Source organism: Mesorhizobium sp. B2-4-3, from assembly GCF_006442815.1.
Classification (GTDB): Bacteria; Pseudomonadota; Alphaproteobacteria; order Rhizobiales; family Rhizobiaceae; genus Mesorhizobium.
In genome coordinates, this window is the sequence record NZ_VFVL01000020.1 from 32,381 (window position 1) to 49,300 (window position 16,920).

The following is a 16,920-nucleotide window of genomic DNA, read 5'->3' on the forward strand; positions in this document are numbered from 1 at the left end:
CACCGCCCCTTACCGCGCTCTCATTCCCTTAGAGCTTGATCTCGACGTCGACACCGGCGGCCAGATCGAGCTTCATCAAAGCATCGACCGTCTGCGGGGTCGGATCGACGATGTCGAGCAGCCGCTTGTGCGTGCGCATCTCGAACTGCTCGCGGCTCTTCTTGTCGACGTGGGGCGACCGGTTGACCGTGAATTTTTCGATCCGCGTCGGCAGCGGAATGGGGCCGCGGACGTTGGCGCCGGTGCGCTTGGCGGTCGACACGATTTCGCGCGTCGAGGCGTCGAGCACCCGGTGGTCAAACGCCTTAAGGCGGATGCGGATATTCTGTCCGTTCATGCGTCAATTCCTTGTTCTGGCGCGGCGCGGGCAGCTCCCGCGCCCGCGACAGATCGGTTTCAGTCCAAATTATTCTTTGATGGTGACGACGATGCCGGCACCGACGGTGCGGCCGCCTTCACGGATGGCGAAGCGCAGCTTCTCTTCCATCGCGATCGGCACGATCAGCTCGACGTCGACGGTGATGTTGTCGCCGGGCATCACCATCTCGGTGCCGGCCGGCAGCGTCACGATGCCCGTCACGTCCGTCGTGCGGAAGTAGAACTGCGGACGGTAGTTGGTGAAGAACGGCGTGTGACGGCCGCCCTCGTCCTTGGTCAGGATGTAGGCTTCGGCCACGAACTTCTTGTGCGGCTTGACCGTGCCGGGCTTGGCCAGAACCTGGCCGCGCTCCACGCCTTCACGGTCGACGCCGCGCAAGAGCGCGCCGATGTTGTCGCCGGCCTGGCCCTGGTCGAGCAGCTTGCGGAACATTTCGACGCCCGTGCAGGTCGTCTTGGTGGTCGGACGGATGCCGACGATCTCCAGCTCCTCGCCGACCTTGACGATGCCGCGCTCGACGCGGCCGGTCACCACCGTGCCGCGGCCCGAGATCGAGAACACGTCCTCGATCGGCATCAGGAACGGCTTGTCCAGCGGACGAACCGGCGTCGGGATATAGGCGTCGACCTGAGCCATCAGCTCGCGGATGGCGTCCTCGCCGATGGTCTTGTTGGAATCTTCCAACGCAGCCAGCGCCGAACCCTTGACGATCGGAATGTCGTCGCCGGGGAACTCGTTCTTCGACAGAAGCTCGCGAACCTCGAGCTCGACCAATTCCAGCAGCTCGGCGTCGTCGACCTGGTCGACCTTGTTCAGGAACACAACGATCGACGGCACGCCGACCTGGCGGGCAAGCAGGATGTGCTCGCGGGTCTGCGGCATCGGGCCGTCGGCGGCCGACACAACCAGGATCGCGCCGTCCATCTGCGCTGCACCCGTGATCATGTTCTTCACATAGTCGGCATGGCCGGGGCAGTCGACATGGGCATAGTGACGGTTGGCCGTCTCGTATTCCACGTGAGCCGTCGAGATCGTGATGCCGCGCGCCTTCTCTTCAGGTGCCGCGTCGATCTGGTCATAGCGCTTGTATTCGCCAAAATACTTCGTGATCGCCGCCGTCAGCGACGTCTTGCCATGATCGACATGGCCGATCGTGCCAATGTTCACATGCGGCTTGGTGCGCTCGAATTTACCTTTTGCCATGTGATCTCTCCATTCCTGCTTGCCCGTGCGGGCCTTGAATTAAGGTCTCGTGCAACCCGCTCGAGTTACGCGTATTTCTTCTGAACTTCCTGGGCGACCGCGGTCGGAACCGGCTCGTAGTGGTCGAACTGCATCGTGTACTGGGCGCGGCCCTGCGACATCGAACGCAGATTGTCGACGTACTTGAACATGTTCGCGAGCGGCACCATCGCGTTGATGACGACGGCAACGCCGCGCGCTTCCTGACCCTGGATCTGGCCACGACGACCGTTGAGGTCGCCGATGACGCCGCCGACGTAATCTTCCGGCGTCACGACCTCGACCTTCATGATCGGCTCCAGAAGCTGCACGCCGAGGCGCGGAGCCGCTTCCTTGAAGCAGGCGCGGGAGGCGATTTCGAAGGCCAGCACCGAGGAGTCGACGTCGTGGAAGGCGCCATCGATGAGCGTCGCCTTGACGCCGATCATCGGGAAGCCGGCGAACGGGCCGGAACCCATGACGCTGTTGATGCCCTTCTCGACGCCCGGGATGTATTCCTTCGGAACCGCACCGCCGACGATCTTGGACTCGAACACGAACTCTTCGCTCTCGGTGTTCGGCTCGAAGATGATCTTGACGCGGGCGAACTGACCGGTACCGCCGGTCTGCTTCTTGTGCGTGTAATCCTGCTCGTGCGTGCGGGTGATCGTCTCGCGATAGGCCACCTGCGGCGCGCCGACATTGGCTTCGACCTTGAACTCGCGACGCATGCGGTCGACGATGATGTCGAGATGCAGCTCGCCCATGCCGGCAATGATGGTCTGGCCGCTTTCCTCGTCGGTCTTGACGCGGAAGGACGGATCCTCGGCCGCCAGGCGATGCAGCGCGAGGCCCATCTTTTCCTGATCGTTCTTGGTCTTCGGCTCGATGGCGATCTGGATGACCGGATCGGGGAATTCCATGCGCTCGAGGATGACCGGATGCAGCGGATCGCAGAGCGTATCGCCGGTGGTCGTGTCCTTGAGGCCAGCCAGGGCGACGATGTCGCCGGCATAGGCCTCTTCGACGTCGGCGCGCGAATTCGCATGCATCTGCAACATGCGGCCGATGCGCTCCTTCTTGCCCTTCACGGTGTTGTCGACCGAAGTGCCCTTGGCGAGCTTGCCCGAATAGATGCGGGCAAAGGTCAGCGAACCGACAAACGGGTCGTTCATGATCTTGAAGGCCAGCATCGACAGCGGCTCGTTGTCATCGGCATGACGCTCGATCTCGGCGTCGGTCTTGGCGTCGACACCCTTGATGGCCGGCACGTCGATCGGCGACGGCAGGTATTCGACAACGGCGTCGAGCAGCGGCTGCACGCCCTTGTTCTTGAAGGCCGAGCCACAGAACATCGGGTAGAACTTGACCGCGATGGTGCCCTTGCGGATCAGCGCGCGGATCTCGTCATTCGACGGCATCTTGCCTTCGAGGTAATTCTCAAGCGCGGTCTCGTCCATCTCGACGGCGGCTTCGATCATCTTCTCGCGATACTGCTCGGCCTTTTCCTTGAGGTCGGCCGGGATCTCGACGACGTCCCAGGCAGCGCCCAGGGTCTCGTCGCGCCAGACGAGCGCGTTCATCTCGACGAGGTCGACGACGCCCTTGAACTCGGTCTCGGCGCCGATCGGCAACTGCATGACGACAGCCTGCGCACCGAGGCGCGAGGCGATCATTTCCTCGGAGCGGTAGAAGTCGGCGCCGATCTTGTCCATCTTGTTGCAGAAGATCATGCGCGGCACGTGGTACTTGTCGGCCTGACGCCACACGGTCTCGGTCTGCGGCTCCACACCGGCGTTGGCGTCGAGCAGCGCGATGGCGCCGTCGAGCACGCGCAGCGAACGCTCGACTTCGATGGTGAAGTCGACGTGTCCGGGGGTGTCGATGATGTTGAAGCGGCGCATCTTGCCGTCGCGACCCTTCCAGAAGGTCGTGGTCGCGGCCGAGGTGATGGTGATGCCGCGTTCCTGCTCCTGCTCCATCCAGTCCATGGTGGCAGCGCCGTCATGGACTTCGCCGATCTTGTGCGACTTGCCCGTGTAATAGAGGACGCGCTCGGTCGTCGTCGTCTTGCCGGCGTCGATATGCGCCATGATACCGAAATTGCGGTAGTCTTCGATCTTGTATTCGCGGGCCATGGGAGGTGCCTCTCAGTCTCGTTCGCGCTTTACCAGCGGTAGTGCGCGAAGGCGCGGTTGGCTTCCGCCATCTTGTGGGTATCTTCACGCTTCTTGACGGCCGTGCCGCGGTTGTTGGCCGCGTCCATCAGCTCGCCCGAGAGGCGGTCGACCATGGTGGTCTCGTTGCGGTTGCGCGCGGCGGCGATCAGCCAGCGGATGGCCAGCGCCTGACGACGCTCGGGGCGCACGTCGACCGGAACCTGATAGGTGGCGCCGCCGACGCGACGCGAGCGCACTTCCACATGCGGCGCGACATTGTCGAGCGCCTGGTGGAAGACGGTGACCGGCTCCTGCTTGGTCTTGGCCTGGACCTGGTCCAGCGCGCCGTAGACGATGGTCTCGGCAACCGACTTCTTGCCGTCATACATGACGGCGTTCATGAACTTGGTGACGATCAGATCGCCGAACTTGGGGTCCGGATTGATCTCACGCTTTTCTGCACTGTGACGACGGGACATGGGAAACCCTTACTTCGGACGCTTGGCGCCGTATTTCGAACGACGCTGCTTGCGGTTCTTCACACCCTGCGTGTCGAGCACGCCGCGGATGATGTGGTAGCGGACGCCCGGCAGATCCTTGACGCGGCCGCCGCGGATCATGACCACCGAGTGTTCCTGCAGGTTGTGACCTTCGCCAGGAATGTAGCCGATCACCTCAAAACCGTTGGTCAGGCGAATCTTGGCCACCTTGCGCAGCGCCGAGTTCGGCTTCTTCGGCGTCGTGGTGTAGACGCGCGTGCAGACGCCCCGCTTCTGCGGGTTCTGCTGCATGGCCGGGACCTTGTTGCGCTTCACCGGCGCCAGGCGCGGCTTGCGGATCAGCTGGTTGACGGTAGGCATTAAACCCTCTTGTCTCTCAATTCCGTGTCTGCCCTGTCAGGGCCGCTCAAAGCGTCGTTTCCATACGCAAATTCGGGCAACACACCGCGCCTCGCGGTCCTGCCCGAACAAATTGCAGAGGAAGCGGGAACCGCTTCATGCGCGCCGGAAATGTCTTTTCGCTCGTAAAACGAACCCTGTTTGAGGCAAACTCCAAAGCGTGTCGCTTCGGACGGGAGAGCCTCACATCGGTTCTGACGTGGCGGCTTCTACTCGCAACCCCAGGGTCCGTCAACCCCGGCGCGGCAAATATTGCGCCCAACCCGAGGCTGGGCAGCCATGCGAAGAACGCACGTAATTTTCTTGCGTCTTTTTTCGAGAGCGAGGAAGAAAGTGACCTGCTTTGCGCTGTCCTGTGGCCCGGCTTCGTGCCAAAAGGCGGCTTGCACCGGACAATCTCGGGGAAAACGAGGAATCAGCCCGTGAACGACAATGAAGAACGGCCGGTCACGATCATCACCGGACGGGTCTGGAAGAAGAAAGGCGGCAAGCCGGAGGGCGTGCATGTGATGCTGGTGGCGCCCGACGATGATTCTGCCGTGCGCCGCGCGCTCGAATCGCTCGCCGCGGAAGGTTACGCCGAGGCCGAGCTCGATCAGATCGGCGACATGGAAGGCGAGCCCGACGAGGAGCCGCATCTGTCGGCCTATCAGGGCGCGCTCGAAGGCGAAGTCTCGATCGTCACCTTTGAAGAGCCGATCTGAAAAGCGCGGCCAGAGTCATATTTCCCAGACCCGCCCGACAAACCTGCCCTGCCTAGACACCCCTTTCATTCCTTGGAGTTCCCATGACCAGCAATCCCATCAAGCTCGGCATCGTCGGCGTGGGAAAGATCGTCCGCGACCAGCACCTGCCGGCGGTCGCCAAGGATGGCAGCTATCGACTAACAGCCGCGGCCAGCCGCCACGGCAAGGTGGACGGCATTGCGAACTACCCCAGCATCGAAGCGATGCTTGCGGCCGAACCCGGCCTCGATGCGGTCTCGCTCTGCATGCCGCCGCAGTTCCGTTACGACGCCGCGCGCACCGCGCTGGAAGCGAAAAAGCATGTGTTCCTCGAAAAGCCGCCGGGCGCCACGGTCAGCGAAGTCGAGCACCTCAAGGCGCTTGCCGAAAAGAACGGCGTCTCGCTGTTCGCCAGCTGGCATTCGCGCTACGCGCCAGCGGTGGACGCCGCGCGTGCATTCCTAGCTTCGGCCAGACTGACTTCGGCCGCCATCAACTGGAAGGAAGACGTGCGCCGCTGGCATCCGAATCAGGAATGGATCTGGGAACCGGGCGGCTTCGGCGTGTTCGATCCCGGCATCAACGCGCTGTCGATCGCCACACACATTTTGCCTGCGATGTTCATCACCTCGGCCGAGCTCGATTTTCCCGAGAACCGCGCGGCACCGGTCGCGGCGCATGTCGCCTTCCGCACGTCCAACGGCCTGCCGGTGACAATGGAGCTCGACTGGCTTCAGACCGGTCCGCAGAGCTGGGACATCGTCGCCGAGACCGACAAGGGCAAGATGGTCCTGTCGGGCGGCGGCGCTAAGCTCGCCGTCGACGGCAAGGTCGTCCACGACGAGCCCGAGGCCGAATATCCGATGCTTTACAAGCGCTTCGCCGAGATCGTTCGCGCCGGGACGTCCGATGTCGACCTCGCGCCGCTGCAGCACGTGGCCGATGCTTTCATGCTCGGCAAGCGCAATGTGGTCGAGGCGTTCTTCGACTGAGGCATCCTCATTCTACGATCGCGATGGCAAATCCGTCATAGCCCTTGGCGCCGACGGTCTGGATGGCGGTGCCGTCCAGCCGCTTCTCGCCGCCAATGAACGAAAACGCGGCGCGAGCGCCTTCGACATTGGCGTCGCCGCTGTTCTTTTTCACGACCGCGCCGTCGCGGATGACGTTGTCGCAGACGATGACGGTGCCTGGGCGCGAGAGCTTCATCGCCCAGTCGAGATAATTCGGGTTGTTCGGCTTGTCGGCGTCGACGAAGATCAGGTCGAACGGACCGGCATTTTCGCCTGCCAGCGCGGCAAGCGACCGCAGCGCCGGACCGATGCGCAGGTCGACCCTGTCGGAAACCCCTGCCCGCTCGAAATTCGAACGCGCGACCTTGGCATGGTGTGGATCGAGCTCCAGCGTCACGACCTTGCCGTCCGCCGGCAATCCCCTTGCCATCCAGATGGTCGAATAGCCGCCAAGCGTGCCGACCTCCAACACCTTCTTAGCGCCGCGAATACGCACCAGCAGCGACAGCAATTTGCCCTGCGCGGCCGAGACGTCGATCGCCGGAAGGCCGTGGTCGCGGTTGGCCGCCAGCGTGGCATCGAGCACAGGGTCCGCTTCGAAAAGAGACGAAACGATGTAGTTGTCGACAGCCGTCCAGGTTTTGGTGCTCATAGCTCTTCCTCGGTTGCATGAAGCCAAAATGCGAAAAGGGGCCGCGTGGGCCCCTTTTCTTGTTTCTCATATCATTGCGCTTACTGCGCGGCGTTGACCATGTCGGTCAGCATCGGCTCGGCGACCTCGACACCGGAGGCCTTGCGACGCTCGTCGATGATGAGCTCGTCGCGCGAGGTGGCGATGCGCCTTATCTGGCTCATCGTGCCGCCCGTGCCGGCCGGGATCAGACGGCCGACGATGACATTTTCCTTCAGGCCCTGCAGCATGTCGGTCTTGCCGGCAACCGCAGCCTCGGTGAGCACCCTGGTCGTCTCCTGGAAGGAGGCGGCCGAGATGAAGGACGGCGTCTGCAGCGAGGCCTTGGTGATGCCAAGCAGCACCGGCTGACCTTCGGCCGGCTTCTTGCCGTCCTCGATCAGGCGCTCGTTGACCTCTTCCAGCTCGATCACATCGACGTGGTCGCCCGGGATGTAGGTCGAGTCGCCCTGCGTGGTGATCTCGACCTTCTGCAGCATCTGGCGAACGATCACCTCGATGTGCTTGTCGTTGATCGACACGCCCTGCAGACGGTAGACCTCCTGGATCTCGTTGACGAGGTAGGAGGCAAGCGCCTCCACGCCCTTGATCGCCAGGATGTCGTGCGGCGCCGGATTGCCGTCGAGGATGTAGTCGCCCTTCTCGATGACGTCGCCGTCCTGGAGATGGAACGGCTTGCCCTTCGGGATCAGGTACTCCACCGGCTCGAGCGTCGAGTCATGCGGCTCGATGATGATGCGGCGCTTGTTCTTGTAGTCGCGGCCGAAGCGGATCGTGCCATCGATCTCGGCGATGATGGCGTGATCCTTGGGACGGCGAGCCTCGAACAGTTCCGCAACACGCGGCAGACCGCCGGTGATGTCCTTGGTCTTGGCGCTTTCCATCGGGATACGCGCCAGCACGTCGCCCGGACGGACATGCGCGCCCGGCTCGACCGAGAGGATGGCCTCGACCGAGAGCAGGAAGCGTGCATCGCCGCCCTTCGACAGCTTGCCGACCTTGCCCTTGGCGTCCTGGACGACGATCGCGGGCTTCAGGTCGCTACCGCGCGGCGTCGAACGCCAGTCGATGACCTCACGCTTGGTGATGCCGGTCGACTCGTCGGCCGTTTCCTGCACGGAGATACCGTCGACCAGATCCTCGAACGCCACCCTGCCCTCGATTTCGGTGAGGATCGGGCGGGTATAGGGATCCCACTCGGCGATACGCTGGCCGCGCTTCACCTTGTCGCCATCGTCCACGAAGATACGCGAACCATAGGCGACGCGGTGCGTGGCGCGCTCCTTGCCGGTCTCGTCGAGGATGAGCACCGCCATGTTGCGGCCCATGACCATCTGCTGGCCTTCCGAGTTGCGCACCACGTTGCGGTTGCGGATCTGCACCTTGCCCTCATAGGAGGCTTCAAGGAACGAGCTATCCACCACCTGCGCCGTGCCGCCCATGTGGAAGGTACGCATGGTGAGCTGGGTGCCCGGCTCGCCGATCGACTGCGCCGCGATGACGCCGACGGCCTCGCCCTGGTTGACGGGGGTACCGCGGGCCAGGTCGCGACCGTAGCAGACCGCGCACACGCCGGTCCTGACCTCGCAGGTCAGCGCCGAGCGGATGCGGATCGACTGCACACCGGCCTTTTCGATCTGCTCCACATCGCGCTCGTCCATCAGCGTGCCGGCCTTGACCAGCAATTCGCCGGTAACCGGATGGTTGATGTCGTCGAGCGAAGTGCGGCCCAGCACGCGCTGGCCGACCGAAGCGACGACCTGACCGGCATCGACGATCGGCTGCATGGTGAGGCCCTTGTCGGTGCCGCAATCCACGGAGTTGACGATGCAGTCCTGCGCCACGTCGACGAGGCGGCGGGTGAGGTAGCCCGAGTTCGCCGTCTTCAAGGCGGTGTCGGCCAGACCCTTGCGGGCGCCGTGGGTCGAGTTGAAATACTCGAGCACGGTAAGGCCTTCCTTGAAGTTCGAGATGATCGGCGTCTCGATGATTTCACCCGAGGGCTTGGCCATCAGGCCGCGCATGCCGGCGAGCTGACGCATCTGGGTGGGCGAGCCGCGCGCACCCGAATGCGACATCATGTAGATCGAGTTCATCGGCTTCTGGCGGCCATTGTCCTCGAACTCCACCGCCTTGATGCGGGCCATCATCTCGTCGGCGACCTTTTCCGAGCACTTGGCCCAGGCGTCGACGACCTTGTTGTACTTCTCGCCCTGGGTGATCAGGCCGTCATTGTACTGCTGCTCGTATTCCTTGGCCAAAGCCTCGGTCTCGGAGACCAGCTTGATCTTGGAATCCGGGATCAGCATGTCGTCCTTGCCGAACGAGATGCCGGCGCGGCAGGCATGCGCGAAGCCGAGCGCCATGATGCGATCGCAGAAAATGACCGTCTCCTTCTGACCGCAGTGGCGGTAGACGGTGTCGATCATCTTGGAGATGTTCTTCTTGGTCATCTCCTGGTTGGCGGTCTCATACGGCACGTTGACGTTCTTCGGCAGCAGCTCGCCGATGATCATGCGGCCAGGCGTGGTGTCGTGAATCTTCGACACGACGTTGCCTTCGGCGTCGACGGTGCGGAAGCGGCCCTTGATCTTGGCGTGCAGCGTCACGGCCTTGGTCTCCAGCGCATGCTGGAGCTCGCCCATGTCGGCAAACACCATGCCTTCGCCCGGCTCGTTCTGGTTGACGATCGAGAGATAGTAGAGACCGAGAACCATGTCCTGCGACGGCACGATGATCGGCGCGCCGGAGGCCGGGTGCAGGATGTTGTTGGTCGACATCATCAGCACGCGGGCTTCCAACTGCGCTTCCAAGGACAGCGGCACGTGGACCGCCATCTGGTCGCCGTCGAAGTCGGCGTTGAAGGCGGTGCAGACCAGCGGATGCAGCTGGATCGCCTTGCCTTCGATCAGGATCGGCTCGAACGCCTGGATGCCGAGGCGGTGCAGCGTCGGCGCGCGGTTCAGGAGCACCGGATGCTCGCGGATGACCTCGTCGAGGATATCCCAGACCTCCGGACGCTCCTTCTCGACCAGCTTCTTCGCCTGCTTGACGGTCGAGGAGAAACCCTTGGCGTCGAGGCGGGCGTAGATGAAGGGCTTGAACAGCTCGAGCGCCATCTTCTTCGGCAGGCCGCACTGATGCAGCTTCAGCTCCGGACCCGTCACGATGACCGAGCGGCCCGAATAGTCGACGCGCTTGCCGAGCAGGTTCTGGCGGAACCGGCCCTGCTTGCCCTTGAGCATATCGGACAGCGACTTCAGCGGACGCTTGTTGGCGCCGGTGATGACGCGGCCGCGACGGCCGTTGTCGAACAACGCGTCGACGGCTTCCTGCAGCATGCGCTTTTCATTGCGCACGATGATGCCGGGGGCGCGCAACTCGATCAGCCGCTTCAGGCGGTTGTTGCGGTTGATGACGCGGCGATAGAGATCGTTGAGGTCGGACGTGGCGAAGCGACCGCCGTCCAGCGGGACGAGCGGACGCAGGTCCGGCGGGATCACCGGAACCACCTTCATGATCATCCATTCCGGACGATTGCCGGATTCCATGAAGTTCTCAACGACCTTGAGCCGCTTCAGGTACTTCTTCTGCTTGAGCTCGGAGGTGGTCGAGGCCAGCTCCGAACGCAGGTCGCCGGCGATCTTCTCCAGGTCCATGCCGGCCAGAAGGTCATGAATGGCCTCGGCGCCGATCATGGCGGTGAAACTGTCCTCGCCATACTCGTCGACGGCAAGCATGTACTCTTCCTCGCTGAGGAGCTGGTTCTCCTTCAACGCGGTGAGGCCGGGCTCGGTGACGATGTAGTTCTCGAAATAGAGCACGCGCTCGATATCCTTGAGCGTCATGTCGAGCAGCGTGCCGATGCGCGAGGGCAGCGACTTCAGGAACCAGATATGGGCGACGGGCGCGGCGAGCTCGATGTGGCCCATGCGCTCGCGGCGAACGCGCGACAGCGTGACTTCGACGCCGCACTTTTCGCAGATGACGCCCTTGTACTTCATGCGCTTGTACTTGCCGCACAGGCACTCATAGTCCTTGATCGGGCCAAAAATGCGCGCGCAGAACAGGCCGTCACGCTCCGGCTTGAAGGTGCGGTAGTTGATGGTCTCCGGCTTCTTGATCTCGCCGAACGACCAGGACAGAATCTTCTCTGGGCTGGCAAGCGAGATCCGGATGGAATCGAACACCTGCGCAGGCGCCTGCGGGTTGAAGAGATTCATGACCTCTTGGTTCATGCCGTTCTCCTTTTCGGGGTCCTCGATAACCCCTTGCATCGATCGCGGACGATTTGTCCGCAGACTGGCCGGTTGCCCGACCGAAAAATTTGAAGGGCGCGCCGCATCCTAGAGCGGCGCACCGTAGGCTTTACTCGGCTGCGTCGGGCAGACGCGTCGGGGTCTCTTCGACCTGGGTGTTCTCCAGCTCGACATTGAGGCCGAGCGAACGCATTTCCTTGACGAGAACGTTGAAGCTCTCCGGAATGCCCGCCTCGAACGTGTCGTCGCCGCGCACGATCGCCTCGTAGACCTTGGTGCGGCCGGCGACGTCGTCCGACTTCACCGTCAGCATTTCCTGCAGCGTGTAGGCGGCGCCGTAGGCTTCGAGCGCCCAGACCTCCATTTCGCCGAAGCGCTGGCCGCCGAACTGCGCCTTGCCGCCCAGCGGCTGCTGGGTGACGAGCGAGTACGGACCGATCGAACGCGCGTGGATCTTGTCGTCCACCAGGTGATGCAGCTTGAGCATATAGATATAGCCCATCGTCACCTTGCGATCGAACGGCTCGCCGGTGCGGCCGTCATAGAGCTGCGACTGACCGCTGGTGTGCAGGCCCGCCTGCTCCAGCATGATGTTGATGTCGGCCTCATGCGCGCCGTCGAACACCGGTGTCGCGATGGAGACGCCGCGGCGCATCTGCTCGCTCAGGCGAACGATGCTCTCGTCGTCATACTCGCGGATCGGCTCGTTGCGGTCGTTGGCCGGCATGAAGCTTTCCAGCGTCTTGCGCAGCGGCTTGATATCGCCGCCGCCCTTATACGCGTCGATCAGCTCGCCGATCTTCCTGCCCATGCCGGCGCAAGCCCAGCCCAGATGCGTTTCCAGGATCTGGCCGACATTCATGCGGCTCGGCACACCCAGCGGGTTGAGCACGATATCGGCATGCGTGCCGTCCTCGAGGAAAGGCATGTCCTCGACCGGAACGATGCGCGACACGACACCCTTGTTGCCGTGACGGCCGGCCATCTTGTCGCCCGGCTGCATCTTGCGCTTCACCGCCACGAAGACCTTGACCATCTTCATGACGCCCGGAGGCATTTCGTCGCCGCGCTGCACCTTCTCGACCTTGTCCATGAAGCGCTGCTCGAGCGCCTTCTTGGACTCGTCATACTGGCCGCGCAGGGCCTCGAGCTCGCCCTGGAGCTTCTCGTTCTCCACGGCGAACTGCCACCACTGCGAACGCGGATACTCGTCGAGCGTGTCCTTCGACAGCTTCGAGCCCTTCTTGAAGCCCTTGGGTCCGGCGATCGCCTCCTTGCCGACCAGCACGTCGGAAAGACGCGCATAGACGTTGCGGTCGAGGATCGCCTGTTCGTCGTCGCGGTCCTTGGCCAGACGCTCGATCTCCTCGCGCTCGATCGCCATCGCGCGCTCGTCCTTCTCCACGCCGTGGCGGTTGAAGACGCGCACTTCGACGACCGTGCCGAAGGTGCCCGGAGGCATGCGCATGGAGGTGTCGCGAACGTCCGAGGCCTTTTCGCCGAAGATGGCGCGGAGCAACTTTTCTTCCGGCGTCATCGGGCTTTCGCCCTTCGGCGTGATCTTGCCGACCAGGATGTCGCCCGGCTGCACCTCGGCACCGATATAGACGATGCCGGCCTCGTCGAGGTTCTTCAGCGCCTCTTCCGAAACGTTCGGAATGTCGCGCGTGATTTCCTCCGGCCCGAGCTTGGTGTCGCGCGCCATGACCTCGAACTCCTCGATGTGGATCGAGGTGAAGACGTCGTCGGCCACGATACGCTCGGAGAGCAGGATCGAGTCCTCGTAGTTGTAGCCGTTCCACGGCATGAACGCGACCAGCACGTTGCGGCCGAGCGCCAGATCGCCGAGCTCGGTCGACGGACCGTCGGCAATGATGTCGCCCTTGTTGACACGGTCGCCCATGCGCACCAGCGGACGCTGGTTGATGCAGGTGTTCTGGTTCGAACGCTGGAACTTCATCAGCCGGTAGATATCGACGCCGGACTTGCCGGGATCGAGATCTTCCGTGGCGCGGATGACGATACGGGTGGCGTCGACCTGGTCGACCACGCCGCCACGACGGGCGCCGATGGCGGCACCCGAGTCACGGGCGACGACCGGCTCCATGCCGGTGCCGACGAACGGCGCTTCGGCGCGCACCAGCGGCACGGCCTGACGCTGCATGTTCGAGCCCATCAGCGCACGGTTGGCGTCGTCGTTCTCGAGGAACGGGATGAGCGCCGCCGCGACGGACACCATCTGCTTCGGCGAGACGTCCATCAGGTCGACGTTCTCGCGCGGCGCCATCATCACTTCGCCGGCGTTACGGCAAATGACGAACTCGTCGACGAAGCTGCCGTTCTTGTCGAGCTCGGCGTTGGCCTGCGCGACATGGTGCTTGGCCTCTTCCATCGCCGACAGATAAACGACGTCATTGGTCAGCTTGCCGTTGACGATCTTGCGGTACGGGCTCTCGATGAAGCCGTACTTGTTGACGCGCGCGAAAGTGGCCAAAGAGTTGATCAGGCCGATATTCGGGCCTTCCGGCGTCTCGATCGGGCAGATGCGGCCGTAATGCGTCGGGTGCACGTCGCGCACCTCAAAGCCGGCGCGCTCGCGGGTCAGACCGCCCGGTCCAAGCGCCGACAGGCGGCGCTTGTGGGTGATCTCCGACAGCGGGTTGGTCTGGTCCATGAACTGCGACAGCTGCGAGGACCCGAAGAACTCGCGCACGGCGGCGGCCGCCGGCTTGGCGTTGATCAGGTCCTGCGGCATGACCGTGTCGATCTCGATCGAGGACATGCGTTCCTTGATCGCGCGCTCCATGCGCAGCAGGCCGACGCGGTACTGGTTCTCCATCAACTCGCCGACCGAACGCACGCGGCGGTTGCCGAGATTGTCGATGTCGTCGATCTCGCCCTTGCCGTCACGCAACTCGACCAGCGTCTTGACCACGGCCAGGATATCGTCCTTGCGCAGCACGCGCACGGTGTCCTCGGCCTTAAGCTCGAGGCGCATGTTCATCTTGACGCGGCCGACGGCCGACAGGTCGTAGCGCTCGCTGTCGAAGAACAGCGAGTTGAACATGGCTTCGGCGGTCTCGAGCGTCGGCGGCTCGCCCGGGCGCATGACACGGTAGATGTCGAACAGCGCGTCCTGGCGGCTCTCATTCTTGTCGACGTTGAGCGTGTTGCGGATGTAGGCGCCGACATTGACGTGGTCGATGTCCAGGATCTGGATCTCGTCATCGCCGGTGCCGAGCAGCACTTTCAGCGTCTTGTCGTCGATCTCGTCGCCGGCTTCGAGGAAGATCTCGCCGGTGCCGTAGTTGACGATGTCCTCGGCAAGGTAGTTGCCGAGCAGATCCTCGTCGGTCGCCTTGATGGCCTTGAGACCCTTCTCGCCGAGCTGGCGAGCCTGGCGGGCGGTGATCTTCTTGCCTTGCTCGACCACGATCTCGCCGGTGTCGGCGTCGACCAGGTCGCCGACGGCCTTGAGGCCGCGAAAACGCTCGACGTTGAACGGAATGCGCCAGTGGTCGCCGGCGCGCTTGTAGGTGATCTTGTTGTAGAAGGTCGACAGGATCTCCTCGCCGTCCATGCCGAGCGCCATCAAGAGCGACGTCACCGGAATCTTGCGGCGGCGGTCGATGCGGGCGTGCACGACGTCCTTGCTATCGAACTCGATGTCGAGCCACGAACCGCGATAGGGAATGACGCGCGCGGCAAACAGAAGCTTGCCCGACGAGTGCGACTTGCCCTTGTCATGGTCGAAGAAGACGCCCGGCGAACGGTGCATCTGCGAGACGATGACGCGCTCGGTGCCGTTGACGATGAAGGTGCCGTTCGACGTCATGAGCGGCATGTCGCCCATGTAGACGTCCTGCTCCTTGATGTCCTTGATCGACTTCGCGCCGGTATCCTCGTCGATATCGAACACGATGAGGCGCAGCGTCACCTTCAGCGGGGCGGCATAGGTCAGATCGCGCTGACGGCACTCGTCAACGTCGAATTTCGGTGCCTCGAACTCGTACTTCACGAACTCCAGCATCGAGGAGCCGGAAAAGTCGGAGATCGGGAAGACCGACTTGAAAACGGCCTGCAGCCCTTCGTCCGGACGGCCGCCCTTGGGCTCGTCCACCATCAGGAACTGGTCATAGGATGCCTTCTGGACCTCGATGAGGTTCGGCATCTCCGCAACTTCCGGGATCTTTCCGAAGAACTTGCGTACGCGTCTGCGGCCATTGAAAGTCTGGGTCTGGGCCATCGTCGCTCCTTAGCTATAAACTCGGGACGAACCTCGCCGCGGCTCGCCTTGCACCAACGGGCGGCCTCGGGGCTGCCCCTATCTGTTTTTCCGGCCGCTCTTGCCAATTTCTTGGGCCAATCGCTTGGCGGCTACCGGCTAAAACGGGAGAAAACCCGTTTCCGGAAGGCCGCTTTTCGGCCCTCAGGAAAGAGGTTTTCAAACGCCTCGCGTGACAGAACCCTCCCTTCGTCAAGGGAGAGGGCGGACGGCGCGAGACCGTCCGCCCTCGCCTAACAGGCTTACTTCAGCTCGACCTTGGCGCCAGCTGCTTCCAGCTGAGCCTTGAACTTGTCGGCGTCGGCCTTGGAAACGGCTTCCTTGACCGGCTTCGGAGCCGCTTCGACCAGATCCTTGGCTTCCTTGAGGCCAAGGCCGGTGATGGCGCGGACTTCCTTGATGACGTTGATCTTCTGGGCGCCGGCATCGGCGAGAACGACGTCGAATTCCGTCTTCTCTTCGGCCGGAGCAGCGGCAGCGGCACCAGCGCCGCCGGCAGCAGCAACCGCCACCGGAGCAGCAGCCGAAACGCCCCACTTCTCTTCCAGGAGCTTCGACAGCTCGGCCGCCTCGAGGACGGTCAGCTTCGAAAGGTCGTCTACGATCTTTGCGAGATCAGCCATTTTTGTATTCCTTCACTAGGTTCGAACGTGTGTTGTTGACAGCGAGGAACGGCCTCATGCCGCCTCGTCCTTCCGGGCGTAAGCGCCGATGACACGCGCGACCGAAGCCGCGGGCGCATTGACGATCTGGGCGATCCGGGTAGCCGGCGTGGCGATCATGCCAACCAGCCTGGCGCGCAGCTCGTCGAGCGACGGTAGCGTGGCGAGTGCCTTCACACCGTCGGCGTCGAGCGAGGTCGTGCCCATCGCGCCACCGAGAATGATCAACTTGTCATTCCCCTTGGCGAAATCGGACGCGACCTTCGGCGCCGCAATCGGATCCTCCGAATAAGCGACCAGCGTCTGTCCCTTGAACAGATCGATGATCGATGCGGAGTCCGTGCCCTGAAGAGCGATCTTGGCGAGACGGTTCTTCGCGACTTTGACGGTGCCACCGGCGGCGCGCATCTTCGACCGGAGGTCGTTCATTTGCGCGACGGTGATACCGGCGTAGTGGGCCACGACGACTGAACCAGCGCTTGAAAACGCATCATTCAGGCCCGTGACGAGTTCGCGTTTTTCCGCTCTGTCCACTGCCTATCTCCAGTTGACCCCTGCCTCATTGACGAGGTCAGGCGTCGGGTTGCCTTTTGCCGGCCGGGCCATCCAGTACGGATCTCCCGAACG

Annotated in this window: 12 protein-coding genes; 2 read left to right on the top strand and 10 right to left on the bottom strand. The window is 63.0% G+C overall.

What is annotated here, in order from left to right; translation table 11 throughout:
* Positions 1–28: 28 nt before the first annotated feature.
* From rpsJ to rpsL, 5 genes are all read right to left on the bottom strand, one after another.
* Positions 29–337 (bottom strand): 30S ribosomal protein S10, encoded by a 309-nt coding sequence (rpsJ, locus tag FJ956_RS18945; RefSeq protein ID WP_006205468.1) that lies wholly within the window; start codon positions 335–337, stop codon positions 29–31.
* A gap of 69 nt (positions 338–406) precedes the next feature.
* Positions 407–1,582: an elongation factor Tu gene (tuf, locus tag FJ956_RS18950; RefSeq protein ID WP_140646975.1), complete on the bottom strand. Its 1,176-nt coding sequence runs from the start codon at positions 1,580–1,582 to the stop codon at positions 407–409.
* 65 nt (positions 1,583–1,647) lie between these two features.
* Positions 1,648–3,738, bottom strand: a complete 2,091-nt coding sequence (gene fusA, locus FJ956_RS18955) for an elongation factor G (protein WP_140646984.1) — start codon at positions 3,736–3,738, stop codon at positions 1,648–1,650.
* Positions 3,739–3,767: 29 nt separating this feature from the next.
* The gene (gene rpsG / locus FJ956_RS18960) at positions 3,768–4,238 is read right to left on the bottom strand and encodes a 30S ribosomal protein S7 (protein ID WP_027170372.1); all 471 of its coding nucleotides are present in this window, start codon (positions 4,236–4,238) and stop codon (positions 3,768–3,770) included.
* A 9-nt stretch (positions 4,239–4,247) separates the two neighbouring features.
* On the bottom strand, positions 4,248–4,619 hold the full coding sequence (gene rpsL, locus FJ956_RS18965) for a 30S ribosomal protein S12 (protein ID WP_006202128.1): 372 nt from the start codon (positions 4,617–4,619) through the stop codon (positions 4,248–4,250).
* Between the two features lie 461 nt (positions 4,620–5,080).
* Between rpsL and FJ956_RS18970 the strand changes: the two genes are divergently transcribed.
* Together FJ956_RS18970 and FJ956_RS18975 are read left to right on the top strand one after the other, a co-directional pair.
* Complete coding sequence (locus FJ956_RS18970; RefSeq protein WP_140646983.1) at positions 5,081–5,362, top strand: transcriptional regulator; 282 nt, start codon at positions 5,081–5,083, stop codon at positions 5,360–5,362.
* A gap of 83 nt (positions 5,363–5,445) precedes the next feature.
* Positions 5,446–6,375 (top strand): Gfo/Idh/MocA family oxidoreductase, encoded by a 930-nt coding sequence (locus FJ956_RS18975; protein ID WP_140678336.1) that lies wholly within the window; start codon positions 5,446–5,448, stop codon positions 6,373–6,375.
* A 7-nt stretch (positions 6,376–6,382) separates the two neighbouring features.
* Here FJ956_RS18975 and FJ956_RS18980 read toward each other — a convergent pair whose 3' ends face one another.
* The 5 genes from FJ956_RS18980 to rplJ form a co-directional block, all read right to left on the bottom strand.
* Positions 6,383–7,048 (bottom strand): O-methyltransferase, encoded by a 666-nt coding sequence (locus FJ956_RS18980; RefSeq protein ID WP_140678338.1) that lies wholly within the window; start codon positions 7,046–7,048, stop codon positions 6,383–6,385.
* 80 nt (positions 7,049–7,128) lie between these two features.
* Positions 7,129–11,325 (bottom strand): DNA-directed RNA polymerase subunit beta', encoded by a 4,197-nt coding sequence (gene rpoC, locus FJ956_RS18985; protein ID WP_140678340.1) that lies wholly within the window; start codon positions 11,323–11,325, stop codon positions 7,129–7,131.
* Positions 11,326–11,455: 130 nt separating this feature from the next.
* The gene (gene rpoB, locus FJ956_RS18990) at positions 11,456–15,592 is read right to left on the bottom strand and encodes a DNA-directed RNA polymerase subunit beta (protein ID WP_140678342.1); all 4,137 of its coding nucleotides are present in this window, start codon (positions 15,590–15,592) and stop codon (positions 11,456–11,458) included.
* A 281-nt stretch (positions 15,593–15,873) separates the two neighbouring features.
* Positions 15,874–16,254, bottom strand: coding sequence for a 50S ribosomal protein L7/L12 (rplL, locus tag FJ956_RS18995; protein ID WP_140678344.1), 381 nt, complete (start codon positions 16,252–16,254; stop codon positions 15,874–15,876).
* Positions 16,255–16,308: 54 nt separating this feature from the next.
* On the bottom strand, positions 16,309–16,827 hold the full coding sequence (rplJ, locus tag FJ956_RS19000; RefSeq protein WP_140545996.1) for a 50S ribosomal protein L10: 519 nt from the start codon (positions 16,825–16,827) through the stop codon (positions 16,309–16,311).
* Positions 16,828–16,920 lie beyond the last annotated feature (93 nt).